The following is a 15,425-nucleotide window of genomic DNA, read 5'->3' on the forward strand; positions in this document are numbered from 1 at the left end:
TCATTTAACTTCTTTTTTGATTAACTTCTCTTTATCACGCATTTGTGGAACAAACCGTGATTTTCAACTCAACTGGATCTTGCCTTCCCCTTACCCGCAACCCATAATGCGGTCATGTCAGATCTATTTCAAACCTCCTCAGTAAGTGAAACCTCCGAAGATTATTCCGCTAAGGATATTCAAGTTCTGGAAGGCCTCGAGCCTGTCCGGCACCGTCCAGGAATGTATATTGGAGGTAATGATGAACGCGCCATGCACCACTTGGTCGCCGAAGTTCTAGATAATGCGATGGATGAAGCGGTAGCTGGCCACGCCACCCGCATCGACATCGACCTAGGGTTAGATAACCATATTACGATTCGAGACAATGGTCGTGGTATTCCCGTAGATCCACATCCAAAATATACTGACAAATCGGCTCTTGAAGTCATTCTTACGACGCTTCACTCAGGTGCGAAATTCACACAAGATGCCTATGCGACATCGGGTGGTCTGCATGGTGTAGGCGTATCAGTCGTCAACGCCCTGTCTGATATAATGACAGTGGAAGTTGCGCGAGATCGAAAACTATACAAGCAAGAATACAGTAAAGGTCACCCCCAGACCAAGCTTGAGCAAATCGGGAAAACGAATAACCGACGGGGGACAACAATTACATTCCACCCGGATGCGGAAATTTTCGAAGCAGATAGTCATTTTCGGCCGGCTCTTCTGTATAAAATGACGAGATCAAAAGCATACCTGTTTAAAGGTGTGCAAATCAGGTGGACTTGTGATCCTTCGCTTGTTGAGGGAACCAAAATCCCTCCAAGCGAAACTATTCACTTCCCAAATGGGCTCAAAGATTTCATTTCTCTGCAGCTCGGTGAACGCCCGGCCCTTACAGCTGAGTCTTTTGCTGGCGAAGCAGAATTCTCAGACCAACAAGGGCGTCTTGAATGGGCGATATGCTGGCCAAGAGACGAACAAGGTTTTGTAAATTCTTATTGTAATACCATTCCGACCCCTGATGGCGGCAGCCACGAAAGTGGGATGCGGACCGGATTACTACGTGGTCTAAAAGCTTATGGCGAACTCACAGGCGTCAAAAAAGCAGCCCAAATCACCGGTGACGATCTTTTAAATGGAAGTATAGCGGTACTCTCGGCCTTTATTCGTGACCCGCAATTCCAGGGACAAACGAAAGACCGACTGGCTACGCCACTTGCAGCGAAGTTAACGGAAGCAACAATTAAAGATCACTTTGATCTATGGTTATCCAGTAATCCAGAAAGCTCACGACTTCTACTAGAGCGAATTATTGAACGTTCTGATGACCGGTTACGACGTCGCCTTGACCGTGAAACCAGTAGGAAAACAGCAACCCGTAAGGTAAGGCTTCCAGGGAAGCTATCTGATTGCAGCAATAATAAATCTCTCGACACAGAAATCTTCCTTGTGGAGGGAGATTCTGCTGGAGGGTCTGCCAAACAAGCGCGCGATAGAAAAACCCAGGCAATTCTACCTCTTCGGGGTAAAATCTTAAACGTCGCCTCTGCAACCCCGGATAAAATTAAAGCAAATCAGGAGATTGCAGATATCTCTCTTGCTCTTGGCTGTGGTACCAAAGGTCATTTTGACAAGGAAAAACTACGATACGAACGCATCATCATAATGACGGATGCGGACGTAGATGGCGCGCATATCGCCTCCCTTCTCATGACATTCTTTTACCAGGAAATGCCTGGCCTGATTGAAAGCGGACACCTTTACCTCGCCCAACCTCCTCTATACCGCCTCACCCAAGGCAGTAAAACAGTCTACGCAATGGATGATGAACATAGAGAAGAACTAGAGAAAAAAGAGCTAACTGGACGGGCCAAAATCGAGGTGAGCCGCTTCAAAGGCCTTGGAGAAATGCCTCCGCGCCAACTTAAAGAAACCACCATGGATCCGACAAAGAGAACTTTGCTAAGAGTTAGTATCCATAATGATGACGAATTTGATCCCGCTGAAAGCCAAAGAGATGCTGCGGACCGGGTAAACTGCTTAATGGGTAAAAAACCGGAGTTACGGTTTAATTTTATCCAGGAGAATGCCCAGTTCGTTTCTGATATCGATATTTAGCGCCAAAGGACATACTAGGCTCTAAATCTCAAAGAAATCTTATTAAGCATCGGCTGACATTTTGATCAGCCGATGCTTTTTTTATACCAGGACTTAAAGTCAAACTTCACCCTAAAGTTGCCTCTTTTCAGTCACAAACAACCTCTGTTTTGGCACAAAAGCACGCCATAAGAAGAACAGACAGCATGTATTTCTTCAACCGACTTCGACAGATGGCAGGGCCGTGGCATGTTAACCAAATCAAACAACGTTTCAGAAACACAGAAACATCTCCGTAACAATTCTAAAGGTATTTTTACCTCGTTTCTGGCTGCTCTATCGATGCTGGCAATATCGACATCGCAAGCGGAAATCACAACGAACTCAATTCTTTCATTACAAGCAGAAAATCCCTCCCTCGTAACTCCAAACGATATAAAACGAGGCTCATTGCTTTTAAAATCGACTGAAGTCGGAAAAATGGTAGAGGCCCTTCAACTTGCCACAAATGTTGAAATCGATGTCAGCGGCCCAATCGCAAGAACGAAAGTCACTCAACGCTTTAGAAATCCCTCTGATGGTTGGGTAGAGGGCACTTACGTCTTTCCCTTACCTGAAAACTCTGCGGTTGATACTCTTAAGATGCAAATAGGTGACCGTTTTATTGAAGGCATCATCAAACCTAAGGACGAAGCCAAAAAAATATATGAAAAAGCTAAACGAGAGGGAAAGAAAGCAAGTCTGGTAGAGCAACTTAGGCCCAATATGTTTACAAACTCTGTCGCTAACATTGGGCCTGGTGAAATCATTGTTGTACAAATTGAATACCAGGAAAGCGTAAAACAATCGAACGGCCTGTTTTCTCTTCGTTATCCAATGGTGGTCGCCCCACGTTATAGCCCCAAGCCACGTGTCATCGAAACAGTTACTTTCGATGACAATGAAGCCTCAGAAAGTAACGGCTGGGGAATTGTAAACGATCCAGTCCCTGATAGAGACAAGATCACGCCGCCAGTGCTTGACCCTGCAAAATCAGCCAAAACAAATCCCGTTTCTTTAACAATGAAACTTTCCGCAGGCTTTCCAATTGGCAAAATAAAAAGCCCAAATCATAACGTTACCGTGGACTATGATTCTAAAAATCAAGTTACGGTCTCCCTTGCGGACGAAATCGTTCCTGCCGATCGGGATTTTGAAATAACGTGGAATGCAAAAAAGAACTTAGAACCCAGAGTTGCCCTCTTTAAGGAGAAAACAAGCAAAGGCGAATTTGTTCTCGTGTTTGTAACACCCCCTAATTTAGAAAACCTGCAAGAAAATAACTTTCAAGCAAGCCCCAGAGAAGTAATCTTTGTAATAGATAATTCAGGATCAATGTCTGGACCATCGATGAGACAAGCAAAAGACAGCTTGTTATTCGCGTTGGATAAGCTGACAAATAAAGATCGATTTAACATCGTTCGCTTTGATGACACCCACGAGATCTTGTTTTTGTCTGCAGTCGCAGCCAATCAGGAAAACATAAGTACAGCGGAAAAGTTTGTTTCTTCTCTGGAGGCGGATGGAGGAACAGAAATGCTTCCGGCCCTAAAAGCAGCTCTTAATGATAACACCCCCAATGACACTCAATTTTTACGGCAGATAATCTTCCTAACAGATGGCGCCATAGGTAACGAACAGGAGATGTTTGATACCATCGTAAAACAACGCGGACGCTCACGTATCTTCACCGTAGGTATCGGCTCTGCGCCTAACAGCCACTTTATGAACCGCGCATCAGAATTCGGACAAGGGACTTTCACTCATATTGGTTCAGAACAGCAAGTAAAAGAGCGCATGAATGAGCTGTTCCACAAACTCGAAAACCCAGTGATGAAGAATTTAATCACGAAATGGACGGATACACGGCATGTGGAAACCAGCCCATCATCATTGCCCGATCTTTATAGCGGAGAGCCTATTGTCCTTACGGCGAGATCTGATCATTTCAGTGGTTCACTTGAAATTTCGGGCCGCTTCAATAACCAACCCTGGACGATAAAACTGCCATTGGACAAAGCCGCAGAGGGTAGTGGTATTGATAAACTATGGGCAAGAAGAAGAATTGCGGAATATGAAGGACAATACTTTCTAAATGACGACTGGAGCTCACTGGATAAATCGATCACAAAAACAGCCCTCGATTTCCATCTTATAAGCAGGTTAACCAGCCTCGTTGCTGTTGATGTAACACCTTCTCGTCCACAAGGAAAAAAACTGGGAAGCCAGGAACTTCCTCTCAACCTCCCCCATGGCTGGGATTTCAATAAAGTGTTCGGAGAAGGATATAGTGAACCTACAAAATCGCACCAGGATGCATCCCTTAACCAAGCCAATAGTTTAATTTCTGTAAAACCAACGCAAGTAGCTACGAATGTTACGAGTACAAAATCTGTCCCACTACCATCCACGGCTACCACAGCGGATCTCAAGATCTTCGCTGGAATGATCCTACTCCTGCTCTCTATCTTACTACTCTTTATCGCACGAAAGTATAAGCTGGCTACGAATAGAGAAGCCTGATGTTTTCCTTGAAAACTATTGAAAATAAATATGCTGGAGGAGCCCTCAAGCTCCTCCTTATTATCCTCCCAATAATTGGCACACTTCTCATCGGCCAGGGATTATATATTAAAGCGAAAGCAAGCCTTGCTCAGGTTTTACTGGAAAATGCTTGGCAGGAAACCATCGACACAGGTCAAACAACGAAAGCCTGGTCCTGGGCAGATACTTTCCCCGTAGCAGCAATCGAAATCCCAGGACGAGGTGACGGACGCATAATCGCTCTGGATGGGAGCAGCGGTGAGGCCCTCGCTTTTGCTCCTGGCCACCTCCACAATACGGCTGAACCCGGCCAAATTGGCACCGCCATTTATGCAGCACACAGAGACACCCATTTTGCTTTTTTAAAAGATGCAATCAAGGGGGATGCGGTTGAGATTACTGACAGAAAAGGGACCATACACAGATATCAGGTAGATAATTTGCGTATCGCACCCTGGGATCAATCCGGGATTATTACTAACCTGAATGATAAACGGGTAGCTCTGGTAACTTGTTGGCCATTTGAAGCAAAAACCCCTGGTCCCTTAAGATATATTGTCGAGGGCATACTTATCGAATAGGGGTTATTTACGCAGGCCTCTCAAGCCATTTCCCTAACGCCTTATTCACAATCTCAGGCTCTTCGACATTTGACAGGTGCCCACAGTTTTCAACAACAAGGAGTTCTGCTCCTGAAAGCTCTGTATGAATTTCCTCAGAGCAGTCGAGCGGTGTAATCAGATCTTGGCGACCACAAATGATTTGTACCGGGCAATTTATATTAGCCAGTATGTCTAGATGGCTTTCCCGATCCAATATCGCCGTCTGCTGCTTTACAAAAGCTGCCTGACCAACCTCCTCTGCCATTTTATAAATTTCCCCGGTAAGCACCGTATCGTTCATACGATCAGGGTGAATAAGCAACGGCATAAGATGAGGCGTAACCCCTTTGAACTTTCCGCGCCCGGCAAGGGCAAGTAGCCCCCTTCTTTTTCTTTTTTGTTCTGGGCTATCCGCACGTGCTTTCGTATCAACCAGTGCCAGACGTTTCACCCTTTCCGGGGCAATTCGCATAATTTCAAGTGAAACGTATCCCCCCATGGATAAACCAACAAGGTTGAACTTACCTCTCACACTCTTCAATACTGAAAGCGCCAGCTTTTCAATGCTGTCTTCCTGGGTGAGATCGGGAACTTCGCACACATAATTATCTTTGAAGAACGAGATTTGGGGAGCCCAAAGGCGCTCGTTACACAATAAGCCTGGCATTAACACCAAGCGTTCTTTTTCAGACATAAATTTACTTAGCTACCTTCAATAAGTTAGATAGGGCCTTAAACTCAGGTGTCCCCGCCTTTTTCAACATCTCAAACATAACCATCTCGCTAGACACAACTTCTGCTCCTGAACGGATCATTCGCTCAAGTCCAAGTCGTTTATTTTCTTCTGTCCGGGATCCAACTGCATCTGAAACAACAAAAACATCATAACGCTCATCAAGAAGCTGTAGGACTGTCTGCATGACGCATACATGTGTTTCTGTACCTGTAACAATTACCTGCCTGCGCCCAGAAGCTTTCAAAGCCTCCATAAAGGGAGCACATCCGACAGAACTAAAGGAGAGCTTTTCAAACACGTTATCTGAGCTATAAAGCCCTTTAAAAATCTCAAGAGTATGACCTAATCCCTTTGGATATTGCTCTGTCACCAGGACCGGTATTGATAACTCACGAGCAGTTTTCAGAACCAAACCATTGGCATCAAGGACCTTGTCAAGATTGTGAATTGCTGGCGCTAATCTTTCCTGTACATCTATGACCACAACAACCGAGTTCTCAGCATCCATCAACATTTCAGTAATCCAATTTAAAACAAAGAATGATAATTATTTAAGCATGTTGGCTTTGCTTAAGAAGAGTAAAAAACAATGAAATTTTTAACATACAAAATGAACCTATACATTTTTTCACCATAAAACGTAGTAAAAATTGACTTTTTCAAAGCATTCCGTATTATGCGCACGTCACTTCAGGAAGGCACGCGCTGATTTCAGTGTATTGCTGCTTTTTATGACTATCGCTCAAACGCACTAAGGAATACATGAGCTTCTCTGATCTTGGATTAAATCCAAAGCTCCTGCAGGCCGTCGAGGAAGTCGGGTATACGACACCTACGCCTATTCAGGAACAAGCAATCCCCTACGTATTAATGGGTCGTGATGTTATGGGCGTAGCCCAAACAGGGACAGGCAAGACTGCTTCGTTCACGCTTCCTATGATCGAAATGCTGTCCACGGGTCGAGCACGCGCTAGAATGCCTCGCTCTTTGATTTTGACACCAACGCGGGAACTTGCACACCAGATTTCGGAAAACTTCGAAAACTACGGCAAGTATAGCAAACTAAGTAAGGCTCTCCTTATTGGAGGAACTTCCTTTGCTGAGCAAACAAAGTTACTTGAGCGCGGCGTAGATGTACTTATCGCTACGCCTGGTCGCCTTTTGGACTTGTTTGAACGCGGTAAGATCATGCTCATTGACACCAAGCTTCTGGTGATCGATGAAGCAGACCGGATGCTTGACATGGGGTTCATACCTGACGTTGAGAAGATCGTCTCCTTGTTGCCGCCTTTACGTCAGACATTGTTCTTTTCTGCAACGATGGCACCTGAGATCAAAAAACTTTCTGATAAGTTTTTGAGTAATCCAAAAGAAATCTCAGTATCCAAGCCGGCTTCTACCGCAGAAAATGTTCAGCAAACGATCATTAAAATCGATGGTGGCGCCAAAGAAAAGCGCGAAGCCTTGCGTCAGATTATGGCTGGTGAAGGCGAAATTCAGTCTGCAATTCTTTTCTGCAATCGTAAAAAAGATGTGGATATTCTTAACAAATCACTAAATGTGCATGGCTATTCCGCCGCTGCATTGCATGGTGATATGGCCCAGTCTTCCCGCATGGAAACTCTTAATGAATTCAAAGAAGGCAAAGTTAAACTGCTTTGCTGTTCTGATGTTGCTGCACGCGGACTAGATATCCCAGCCGTATCTCATGTTTTCAATTTTGACGTTCCAATCAATCCCGAAGACTATGTACATCGTATTGGTCGTACTGGACGAGCTGGACGCGATGGGAAAGCTTTTACCATCGCGACTATTGAGGATTACAAAGCACTTAAAAATGTGTTGAGTACTATCCATACAAATGTTCCAGTCGTATCACTAGAAGGCTTTGAAAGCTGGTCGGACGAAGAAGCTGCATCCCTTAAAGGACGCCGTCGCAGACGCCCGACTAAATCCAGTAGCTCAGCCAAACCGGAAGCAAAAGAAGCCAAGCCAAGAGGGCGTCGGAAAAAAGTTGAAACTGTACCTGACGAAACAACAGCTGACACATCGGCTGTTGAAGCGGTAACTTCTTCGGCTCCGAGGCAGGATGAAAAGCGGGCAGAAAGAAAAACTACTCGCACTCCTCGCCGTAAAACAAAACCGACAGCTGTAATTGGCGAAAGAGAACCTTCTTCTGAACCAAGTAATCCGACGAGTTCTTTTGGTGACCACACACCAGCTTTCATTTTACGTGAAGCCAAGGTTGCTTAAATAACGTAGCTAATTTTGTTCATATGATTAGTATTTAAAAGGCGGCTCTTGTAGCCGCCTTTTTTAGTCCATACGAATTATTTCGTGAACAAAAGATACAACTAACTATTGTCACTCCCTCAAAGAGTGATAGTTTATCTTCATACGCAATTTACAATTTGCACACCAACTTTTAGGACGACCGATTTTAGTGGGCGTCCACCCCTTACACATATCGCCTTTGAAGAGACAGAGATTTGAATAATCGACTGGGTATTCCCTATTCACTATTTTATATATTCGTTTTCATGACGATGGGGGTTATTCTAGTCTTTTGGCCTGTTTGGCTTGAAACCAAAGGATTGTCCAAATCTGAAATTGGCTGGATACTATCACTCCCCCCCTTTCTTATGGTGTTTATATCCCCCTTAATTGCCTATCTTTCGGAAAAAAGCGGGCGTAGCAGAACCGTACTTTTCCTAACAGCCCTGGTATCCTCTTCCTTCTTTTTATGCTTTTACTTTTCCAGTAGTTTTTATTCTTTCTTGTTTCTACAGGCAGGCGCCTCTTGCTGCTTTCTCTCCCTTATCCCCCTTGGCGATAGTCAAACCCTAAAAGCTGTTAGACTATACGACCTCAATTATGGGCGTATAAGGCTGTGGGGATCACTGTCATTTATCGCCACAAGTTTTGGTGTAGGCTACGTTCTGGACCTTATGGGGATTGATTGGACCCTATGGCTTATTCTTTGCGCTTTACTAACGGTCGCTCTTTTCAGTTTTTTCCTTCCCAGTCTCCCTACCGAACAAGATAAAACACCCGGTAATCCTAGGATATTTCTAAAAAAACCATCGTTTCTGATATTTATCTTAGGCGCAGGAATGATAATCGGCAGTCACGCTGCTTATTATGCCTTTGGTTCTCTCTACATGATATCATTGGGTTACAGTAAGACCTTGATTGGTTTCATTTGGGCATTTGGCGTTATTGCAGAAGTCATCTTGTTCGCTTTCAGCAACAAACTTTTTAAAAGCGCAAGATCTCTTCACCTTATTCTTATTGGGTCTGTTGCCGGTATAATCAGATGGGGAGCTCTTGGGTTTGATGATTCTATGGTCGTCATTATTGGCATCCAAATTCTCCATGCCCTTACTTTTGGGGCTACCCATCTGGGGTCAATGTCTTTCATATCCCGACACGCCCCCAAAAATGTCGCAGCTTCGGCTCAAAGCATATATTCCAGTATCGCCAATGGTCTGATGATGGGGGTGGCCATATTAATCTCGGGACGCCTTTACGATATAGATCCTTCTTACGCATTTTTAGGCATGGCCCTGCTTGCGGGAACTGGCGGTTTGATCATTCTTACGTTGAGCAAGTTTATCCCCCCAAGCAAAGCCCCTCCCGCAGAGGAATACACCCACCAGGAACTCCCTTAACAGGAAAGCCCGATTTTCAATAATTAAAAGCCAGGGTGAAAAGAGTGACAAAGGTTAATATCTATAAAGCGAATTCATCGGATGCAGAGGCTATCAGTGAGTGTGTTTATGCTCTACTCACCGAGCTTGGAATGGGATCGGCTATACCCGAACGAGCTGATATCAAAGAAAAATTCACCAAACTGATGGCTCTTCTCCGCTTTGTTGAGTAGAAAAAGATGCCGACCGCCAAGTAACCTGTTGATATGTATGGTTTCTGATAACTTTACATAGAGCAGGTATATGACAATCAACATCTCGCAGCATATTTTAGGCCTCAAAGGGCAACGTGTAAATGAAATTAAACTGGATGACGGCGGTGTTAAGATTGTCATTCACTGCAGCCGAGACGCGCGTAGGAGGGCTATAGACCCTGCTACAGGCCAGAAGGGAAGCATCAACCAGCATGTCCGCCGACAAGTAAACGACATCCCCCTTTTTGGGTATCCTTGTGTGGTCGAGATTGAGATGGCGCAGGTTTATATTAACAAGGGCGAACGCCGCATTGAGGGGTGTGATTTTGTTGATAAAGGGTGCCGTTTCACTCACCGATTTTGCCGACTGATCAGTGGATTATGTCGGCATATGTCTATTCAAGCGGTTTCCAGACATTTGGATATACGATGGGAAACGGTCAAGAATATCGACAGGGCATACCTTATTGAAACTCTCCCTACGCTTGATCCTGCAGAGCTAACTGGCTTGGAATATATTGGTGTAGATGAAGTTGCCCGGGCGAAAGGTCATGACTACATGACGGTGGTCTACGATATGGTTGGCGGTCATCTGATCTGGGTTGAAGCAGGCCGAACTGCCGAGGTTTTTTCAAGGTTTTTGAAACAACTGCAACCAGATACAGCCTGCAAAATAAAGGCCGTAGCGATGGATATGGGGCCTGCCTACCAAAAGGCTGTCAGAGAGTCCTTGCCGTTGGCCGACATAGTATTTGACCGTTTCCACGTCATGAAAAACTACAGCAAAGCTATCCATAATCAGCGTCGACTTGAGTTCAGAAAGGCCGATCCAAGTGGTAAAGAGTTGATGAAAGGGACACATTATCTGTTGCTCAAAAATGCGGATAAGTTGAGTGAAAAACAAAGTGACAAGCTGCAAAGGTTGCTGGAGAGCAATAGCAACCTGAATGCACTTTACGTCTTGAAAGAACAGCTTCAGCTGCTGTGGAGTGCCGCTTCATTTGAGGCGATGGCGGAGCAACTGGAACGTTGGTGCCTGATAGCAGATCAGTCACAGATGCTCTATCTAAAAAAGTTCGCGAAATCCCTACGGAAACATTGTGTGGGCATCTGCAACTACGCCAAACACAAGCTCACAAGCGCCAGGATAGAGGCTGGTAATGTCAGTATAGGAATGATCCGTAAGCGAGCCAGAGGCATCAAGGATACCGAATACTTCAAACTCAAAATTAGACAATCATCCATTCCAGATAATCAATCTATGCTCTATTTGAAATCCTAAATCTACTCAACAAAGCGGAGAAGTGCCAAAATGATCAAAGAAGACCAAGGCTTTCATACATATCTTGCACAGGATAATTTGGCTAATGTTATAGGTCTTCTCACTCTCCATGAAACAGATGCACTCTTTTCAAAGTCTCCATTTGCAGAAATTATGGAATTTTATGTAGCACCTGCATATCGATCCAAAGGTATAGGTAAGGTACTCTTAAAAGCGGCAGAAGATTACGCAAGAGAAATTGGTTGGAGCTCCTTAACATTAAACGCTCCACCTATAAATATCTCCCCCGCTACGATAAAATTTTATGAACGCGAAGGCTTTACCCACAAGGGCCCCTATATGGGTAAGAAACTATAAAAAAATCATTACTCCGTTGAATACTATAGTATGCTGATCTACTATATAGATATTAATTCGTACAAATAAGTACCGGAGTTAGTGTGTTGAAAACACAAAGAATTGTTTACCTTTTCACAATTGTCGCCTCCCTTCTTTTACTTAAAATCAGTTTTGCAGATACTCCCATAAGACCCGTCAAAATGGCGTGTAGCCCCTTTCCTCCTTTTAAAATTGAAGATCCGCAAAAAGGTCGCAAAGGTATTGACATTGATATCATGCTTGAAATTTTTGCATTATCAGGAAGACAGGTTGAATACGCTTTTTACCCATGGAAACGGGCGGTCAAGCTTGTTGAATCAGGAAAGGCTGATGGTTTGTGTGGTTGCTCCTACCATCCCGACAGAGAAAAACTCTTTAAATACTCTGATATCGTAGGCCAACACAGTCAGGGTGTGTTTCTTGCGGATGGTGTAGAGCTTGGCGAATTTAATTCCGTTAATGATCTCCAAGGTCTCTCCCTAGCTACGGTCCGAGGCTACACCGTACACAAAGAACTGGAAGAAGCAGGAATAAAAGTCCATGAATCCAGTGGTGATGAAGAGTTACTTCTCATGCTCCAAAACAAACGGGTCGATGCCGTTTACAGTTACCGTGATATATTTTTGTACACCTTAGCTCACAGTGGAAAAGGCGGTCACATTAATTACAGAGAATTGGTAAGCCACCCCTATTACTTCTGCTTCTCGAACAAGCCAACTGACATTGACGAAATATTGGGTGAGCTCAATCGGGGATTACGTACCATTAGGTACAATGGAACCTATGATAAAATATGGGCAAACTATCAATAATTATACCCACAAAAAAGGCTCTGAAAATCAGAGCCTTTTGGAAATTATGCAGAAATTCTGTATTTACTTAGTTCCGTAAATACGGTCACCCGCGTCACCAAGACCCGGAACGATATAACCATGATCGTTCAGTTTTTGATCAACTGATGCTGTAAAGACAGGCACATCCGGATGTCCTTTTCGAAACTCTTCAAGACCTTCAGGTGCCGCAAGCAGGCAGAGGAATTTGATGTTTTTTGCCCCATCTTTTTTCAGGCGATCAATCGCAAATACTGCTGTATGGCCCGTTGCCAACATAGGATCAACCACAATTACCTCACGATCCCCCATATCCGTTGGAACCTTGTAATAGTATTCAACCGCTTCAAGAGTATCGGGATCACGATACAGACCAACATGTCCCACGCGCGCAGACGGAAGTAAGTCCATCATACCATCAAGAATACCATTGCCGGCACGAAGTATCGAAATGAAGCAAGGTTCCAAATCACGTAAAACAGGGCACATAGCGCGCTCTACAGGTGTTTCAACTTCCCTTTCGGTCAATACGAGGTCTCTGGTAACCTCATATGCCAACAACAAAGAGATTTCTTTCAACAAACGTCTAAAATCCGGCGTCGTTGTATCCTTTGAACGCATTTGGGTAAGCTTGACCTGAACAAGCGGATGATCAACAACGGTCACATTAGCGGTCATGGGAATACCCTTTATCTATGGTGTTTCTTTTGAATAATTATCCTTTTTATTTACCCCTTCGCATCCAATCTGTCGAGCCCCGCCAGCCTTGAACCGCTAATATTTTTATCAGCAAGTAAATTTTTTATAAACACCAAAGCCTAAAAGCATAAATAATACTTCCCTCTAAAGATGCATTTAAAAGGTGACAATTGGTCGCGACAATAATAATTGGCTTTCACTAAGGGTTTGTCATCATTATATTTTCCAATAATCTCTCGAAATCATGACATTTTCAAAACAAACAATAAGCAAAAAAAACTACTAAAAAGAGGTTGCAATTTTGTTTATTTGAGCTATTTAAAAAATCGGACTAAAATGGTCTGGTATGGAGAAAAGCTATGTTCCGCCTTACGCGATTAACAGATTATGCCGTTGTTGTGCTTGGACAGATGTCCCTGCAGCACGAACGCATTGTAACGGCCCCCCAGTTAGCAGAAGAAACTGGGCTGCCTTTACCGACTGTTGCCAAAATTTTAGGGCTACTCTCCAGACAAGGACTAATTACTTCTTTGCGCGGTGCTGGGGGCGGCTACCTTAGTCATCAGGACGCAAAAGAAATCACAGTCGCTGATATCATTCAATCAATTGAGGGCCCGATTGCCTTAACTGCCTGTGTTGAGGGAGCCGTTGATAATTGCTCGGTAGAAACCATGTGCCCCATGCGGGGCAACTGGAACAGAGTGAATCAAGTAGTGGCGAATGCCTTAAAGACGGTGACCCTCGCCGATATGATTGATTTTGAAAATAATTTTATAGTAGATAAACAAAAATCGGACGTGAGCTCAGCCAAGCTCAACTGATGTTTTACAAAAAATAAGTCCGGTAGGAGAGTACAAAAATGGCTGCAACCCAAGAAACAGTTGAACAAGTCCAAAACCTTGAGATGGACAAATACAAATATGGATTTGTCACAGATATCGAAACTGAAAAAGCCCCGAAAGGCCTAAGTGAAGATACTGTACGTTTTATCTCGGCTAAAAAGAACGAACCGGAATGGATGTTGGAATGGCGCCTTAAGGCATATCGCCTTTGGCTGACAATGCCTGAACCCAAATGGGGAAAACTGGATCTTCCAGAGATCGATTATCAAGAATCTTACTACTACTCTTCACCAAAGAGTATGGAAGATCGTCCACAAAGCCTTGATGAAGTAGACCCAGAACTTCTGCGTACTTACGAAAAACTTGGTATTCCGATCAAAGAACAGGAAGTTCTCGCGGGCGTTGCAGTTGATTACGTATTTGATTCTGTATCTGTTGCAACAACGTTTCGTAAACAATTACTGGATGTTGGAGTCATTTTCTGCCCGATATCAGAAGCTATCCAAGAATACCCTGAGCTTGTTAAAAAGTATATGGGCTCGGTGGTTCCCCAAGGTGATAACAAACACGCTTGCTTAAATTCAGCTGTGTTCACAGATGGATCTTTTGTTTATATCCCCAAAGGCGTTCGTTGCCCAATGGAGCTATCGACGTATTTCCGTATTAATGAGTTAAATACTGGCCAATTTGAACGCACCCTGATTGTTGCGGATGAAGGATCTTACGTCAGCTATCTTGAGGGGTGTACGGCTCCTCAACGCGATGAAAACCAGTTGCATGCTGCTGTTGTTGAACTCATTACCATGGATGACGCAGAGATTAAGTATTCCACTGTACAGAATTGGTATCCTGGAGACGAAGATGGCAAAGGTGGTATCTTTAACTTTGTGACCAAACGCGGGATCTGTAAGGGCAAAAACTCCAAGATCAGTTGGACCCAGGTCGAAACTGGCTCAGCCATTACCTGGAAATATCCAAGCTGCATTTTACAAGGCGATAACTCCGTTGGAGAGTTCTACTCTGTTGCAATTACCAATGGTCGCCAACAAGCAGATACCGGCACCAAGATGATCCACCTTGGTAAGAACACGACGTCACGCATTATCTCCAAAGGGATTTCGGCGGGTAAGTCACAAAATACTTATCGCGGCTTGGTCCGTGTTGCGGCTAAGGCAGACGGCGCGAGAAACTTCACTCAGTGTGACTCTCTTCTCGTCGGGCAAACCTGTGGCGCACATACGGTGCCTTACATTGAGAGCAAAAACCGCTCAGCCCGCCTTGAACACGAAGCTACGACATCCAAGATCAGTGAAGATCAACTTTTCTATTGTCGCCAGCGTGGTATCTCAGAAGAAGATGCCGTTGGTCTAGTCGTCAATGGCTTCTGCCGTGAAGTATTGCAGGAGCTTCCAATGGAATTTGCTGTTGAAGCACAACAGTTGGTGAAAATCAGTTTGGAAGGCAGCGTCGGATAAAGGTGCGCC

General features: G+C 44.3%; 14 protein-coding genes. 10 read left to right on the forward strand and 4 right to left on the reverse strand.

All coding sequences use genetic code 11. The features are described from left to right. The first annotated feature begins 114 nt into the window (after positions 1-114). The 3 genes from parE (at position 115) to ACOGW3_RS03320 (ending at position 5,249) form a co-directional block, all read left to right on the forward strand. Positions 115-2,106 carry a DNA topoisomerase IV subunit B gene (gene parE, locus ACOGW3_RS03310; protein WP_419901650.1) on the forward strand — a complete coding sequence of 664 codons (1,992 nt, stop codon included), beginning with the start codon at positions 115-117 and terminating at the stop codon, positions 2,104-2,106. Between the two features lie 228 nt (positions 2,107-2,334). Then, positions 2,335-4,647 (forward strand): marine proteobacterial sortase target protein, encoded by a 2,313-nt coding sequence (locus tag ACOGW3_RS03315; RefSeq protein WP_419901651.1) that lies wholly within the window; start codon positions 2,335-2,337, stop codon positions 4,645-4,647. Further along, entirely contained in the window at positions 4,647-5,249 is a 603-nt protein-coding gene (locus ACOGW3_RS03320) for a class GN sortase (RefSeq protein WP_419901652.1), read from the forward strand. The genes ACOGW3_RS03315 and ACOGW3_RS03320 overlap by 1 nt, the downstream gene beginning before the upstream one ends. Positions 5,250-5,256: 7 nt before the next feature. Here ACOGW3_RS03320 and ACOGW3_RS03325 read toward each other — a convergent pair whose 3' ends face one another. Together ACOGW3_RS03325 and ACOGW3_RS03330 are read right to left on the reverse strand one after the other, a co-directional pair. After that, positions 5,257-5,964, reverse strand: a complete 708-nt coding sequence (locus ACOGW3_RS03325) for an alpha/beta fold hydrolase (protein ID WP_419901653.1) — start codon at positions 5,962-5,964, stop codon at positions 5,257-5,259. A 4-nt stretch (positions 5,965-5,968) separates the two neighbouring features. Continuing rightward, a complete protein-coding gene (locus ACOGW3_RS03330; RefSeq protein ID WP_419901654.1) occupies positions 5,969-6,520 on the reverse strand; it encodes a hydrolase in 552 nt (183 codons plus the stop codon). 248 nt (positions 6,521-6,768) lie between these two features. Between ACOGW3_RS03330 and ACOGW3_RS03335 the strand changes: the two genes are divergently transcribed. Next, entirely contained in the window at positions 6,769-8,259 is a 1,491-nt protein-coding gene (locus tag ACOGW3_RS03335; protein ID WP_419901655.1) for a DEAD/DEAH box helicase, read from the forward strand. Positions 8,260-8,495: 236 nt separating this feature from the next. Beyond that, on the forward strand, positions 8,496-9,677 hold the full coding sequence (locus ACOGW3_RS03340) for an MFS transporter (RefSeq protein WP_419901656.1): 1,182 nt from the start codon (positions 8,496-8,498) through the stop codon (positions 9,675-9,677). A gap of 113 nt (positions 9,678-9,790) precedes the next feature. Here the strand turns inward: ACOGW3_RS03340 and ACOGW3_RS03345 are convergent, their stop codons facing one another. Then, positions 9,791-9,973, reverse strand: a complete 183-nt coding sequence (locus tag ACOGW3_RS03345) for a hypothetical protein (protein WP_419901657.1) — start codon at positions 9,971-9,973, stop codon at positions 9,791-9,793. On the opposite strand from ACOGW3_RS03345, the gene ACOGW3_RS03350 reads away from it, so the two are divergent. The 3 genes from ACOGW3_RS03350 to ACOGW3_RS03360 all read left to right on the forward strand — a co-directional run bounded on the left by ACOGW3_RS03350 (position 9,960) and on the right by ACOGW3_RS03360 (position 12,382). Next, on the forward strand, positions 9,960-11,192 hold the full coding sequence (locus ACOGW3_RS03350) for an ISL3 family transposase (protein WP_419901648.1): 1,233 nt from the start codon (positions 9,960-9,962) through the stop codon (positions 11,190-11,192). The two genes, ACOGW3_RS03345 and ACOGW3_RS03350, sit on opposite strands and share 14 nt — an antisense overlap. 30 nt (positions 11,193-11,222) lie before the next feature. Further along, the gene (locus ACOGW3_RS03355; protein WP_419901658.1) at positions 11,223-11,549 is read left to right on the forward strand and encodes a GNAT family N-acetyltransferase; all 327 of its coding nucleotides are present in this window, start codon (positions 11,223-11,225) and stop codon (positions 11,547-11,549) included. 83 nt (positions 11,550-11,632) lie between these two features. Then, positions 11,633-12,382 carry a substrate-binding periplasmic protein gene (locus tag ACOGW3_RS03360; RefSeq protein ID WP_419901659.1) on the forward strand — a complete coding sequence of 250 codons (750 nt, stop codon included), beginning with the start codon at positions 11,633-11,635 and terminating at the stop codon, positions 12,380-12,382. A gap of 63 nt (positions 12,383-12,445) precedes the next feature. Here ACOGW3_RS03360 and upp read toward each other — a convergent pair whose 3' ends face one another. Further along, a complete protein-coding gene (gene upp, locus ACOGW3_RS03365) occupies positions 12,446-13,078 on the reverse strand; it encodes a uracil phosphoribosyltransferase (RefSeq protein ID WP_419901660.1) in 633 nt (210 codons plus the stop codon). A gap of 380 nt (positions 13,079-13,458) precedes the next feature. On the opposite strand from upp, the gene ACOGW3_RS03370 reads away from it, so the two are divergent. Together ACOGW3_RS03370 and sufB are read left to right on the forward strand one after the other, a co-directional pair. Next, positions 13,459-13,920, forward strand: a complete 462-nt coding sequence (locus tag ACOGW3_RS03370; protein WP_419901661.1) for an SUF system Fe-S cluster assembly regulator — start codon at positions 13,459-13,461, stop codon at positions 13,918-13,920. Between the two features lie 38 nt (positions 13,921-13,958). Next, entirely contained in the window at positions 13,959-15,416 is a 1,458-nt protein-coding gene (sufB, locus tag ACOGW3_RS03375) for a Fe-S cluster assembly protein SufB (protein ID WP_419901662.1), read from the forward strand. The last annotated feature ends 9 nt before the right edge of the window (positions 15,417-15,425 follow it).

Origin of the sequence: Kiloniella sp., from assembly GCF_965205715.1 — a bacterium.
GTDB lineage: Bacteria > Pseudomonadota > Alphaproteobacteria > Kiloniellales > Kiloniellaceae > Kiloniella.

What these genes read in the sequence shown, in the direction of transcription:
- parE (WP_419901650.1), top strand. Translation starts at nt 115, where the DNA reads ATGTCAGATCTATTTCAAACCTCCTCAGTAAGTGAAACCTCCGAAGAT.
- ACOGW3_RS03315 (WP_419901651.1), top strand. Translation starts at nt 2,335, where the DNA reads ATGTTAACCAAATCAAACAACGTTTCAGAAACACAGAAACATCTCCGT.
- ACOGW3_RS03320 (WP_419901652.1), top strand. Translation starts at nt 4,647, where the DNA reads ATGTTTTCCTTGAAAACTATTGAAAATAAATATGCTGGAGGAGCCCTC.
- ACOGW3_RS03325 (WP_419901653.1), bottom strand. Translation starts at nt 5,964, where the DNA reads ATGTCTGAAAAAGAACGCTTGGTGTTAATGCCAGGCTTATTGTGTAAC.
- ACOGW3_RS03330 (WP_419901654.1), bottom strand. Translation starts at nt 6,520, where the DNA reads ATGTTGATGGATGCTGAGAACTCGGTTGTTGTGGTCATAGATGTACAG.
- ACOGW3_RS03335 (WP_419901655.1), top strand. Translation starts at nt 6,769, where the DNA reads ATGAGCTTCTCTGATCTTGGATTAAATCCAAAGCTCCTGCAGGCCGTC.
- ACOGW3_RS03350 (WP_419901648.1), top strand. Translation starts at nt 9,960, where the DNA reads ATGACAATCAACATCTCGCAGCATATTTTAGGCCTCAAAGGGCAACGT.
- ACOGW3_RS03345 (WP_419901657.1), bottom strand. Translation starts at nt 9,973, where the DNA reads ATGTTGATTGTCATATACCTGCTCTATGTAAAGTTATCAGAAACCATA.
- ACOGW3_RS03355 (WP_419901658.1), top strand. Translation starts at nt 11,223, where the DNA reads ATGATCAAAGAAGACCAAGGCTTTCATACATATCTTGCACAGGATAAT.
- upp (WP_419901660.1), bottom strand. Translation starts at nt 13,078, where the DNA reads ATGACCGCTAATGTGACCGTTGTTGATCATCCGCTTGTTCAGGTCAAG.
- ACOGW3_RS03370 (WP_419901661.1), top strand. Translation starts at nt 13,459, where the DNA reads ATGTTCCGCCTTACGCGATTAACAGATTATGCCGTTGTTGTGCTTGGA.
- sufB (WP_419901662.1), top strand. Translation starts at nt 13,959, where the DNA reads ATGGCTGCAACCCAAGAAACAGTTGAACAAGTCCAAAACCTTGAGATG.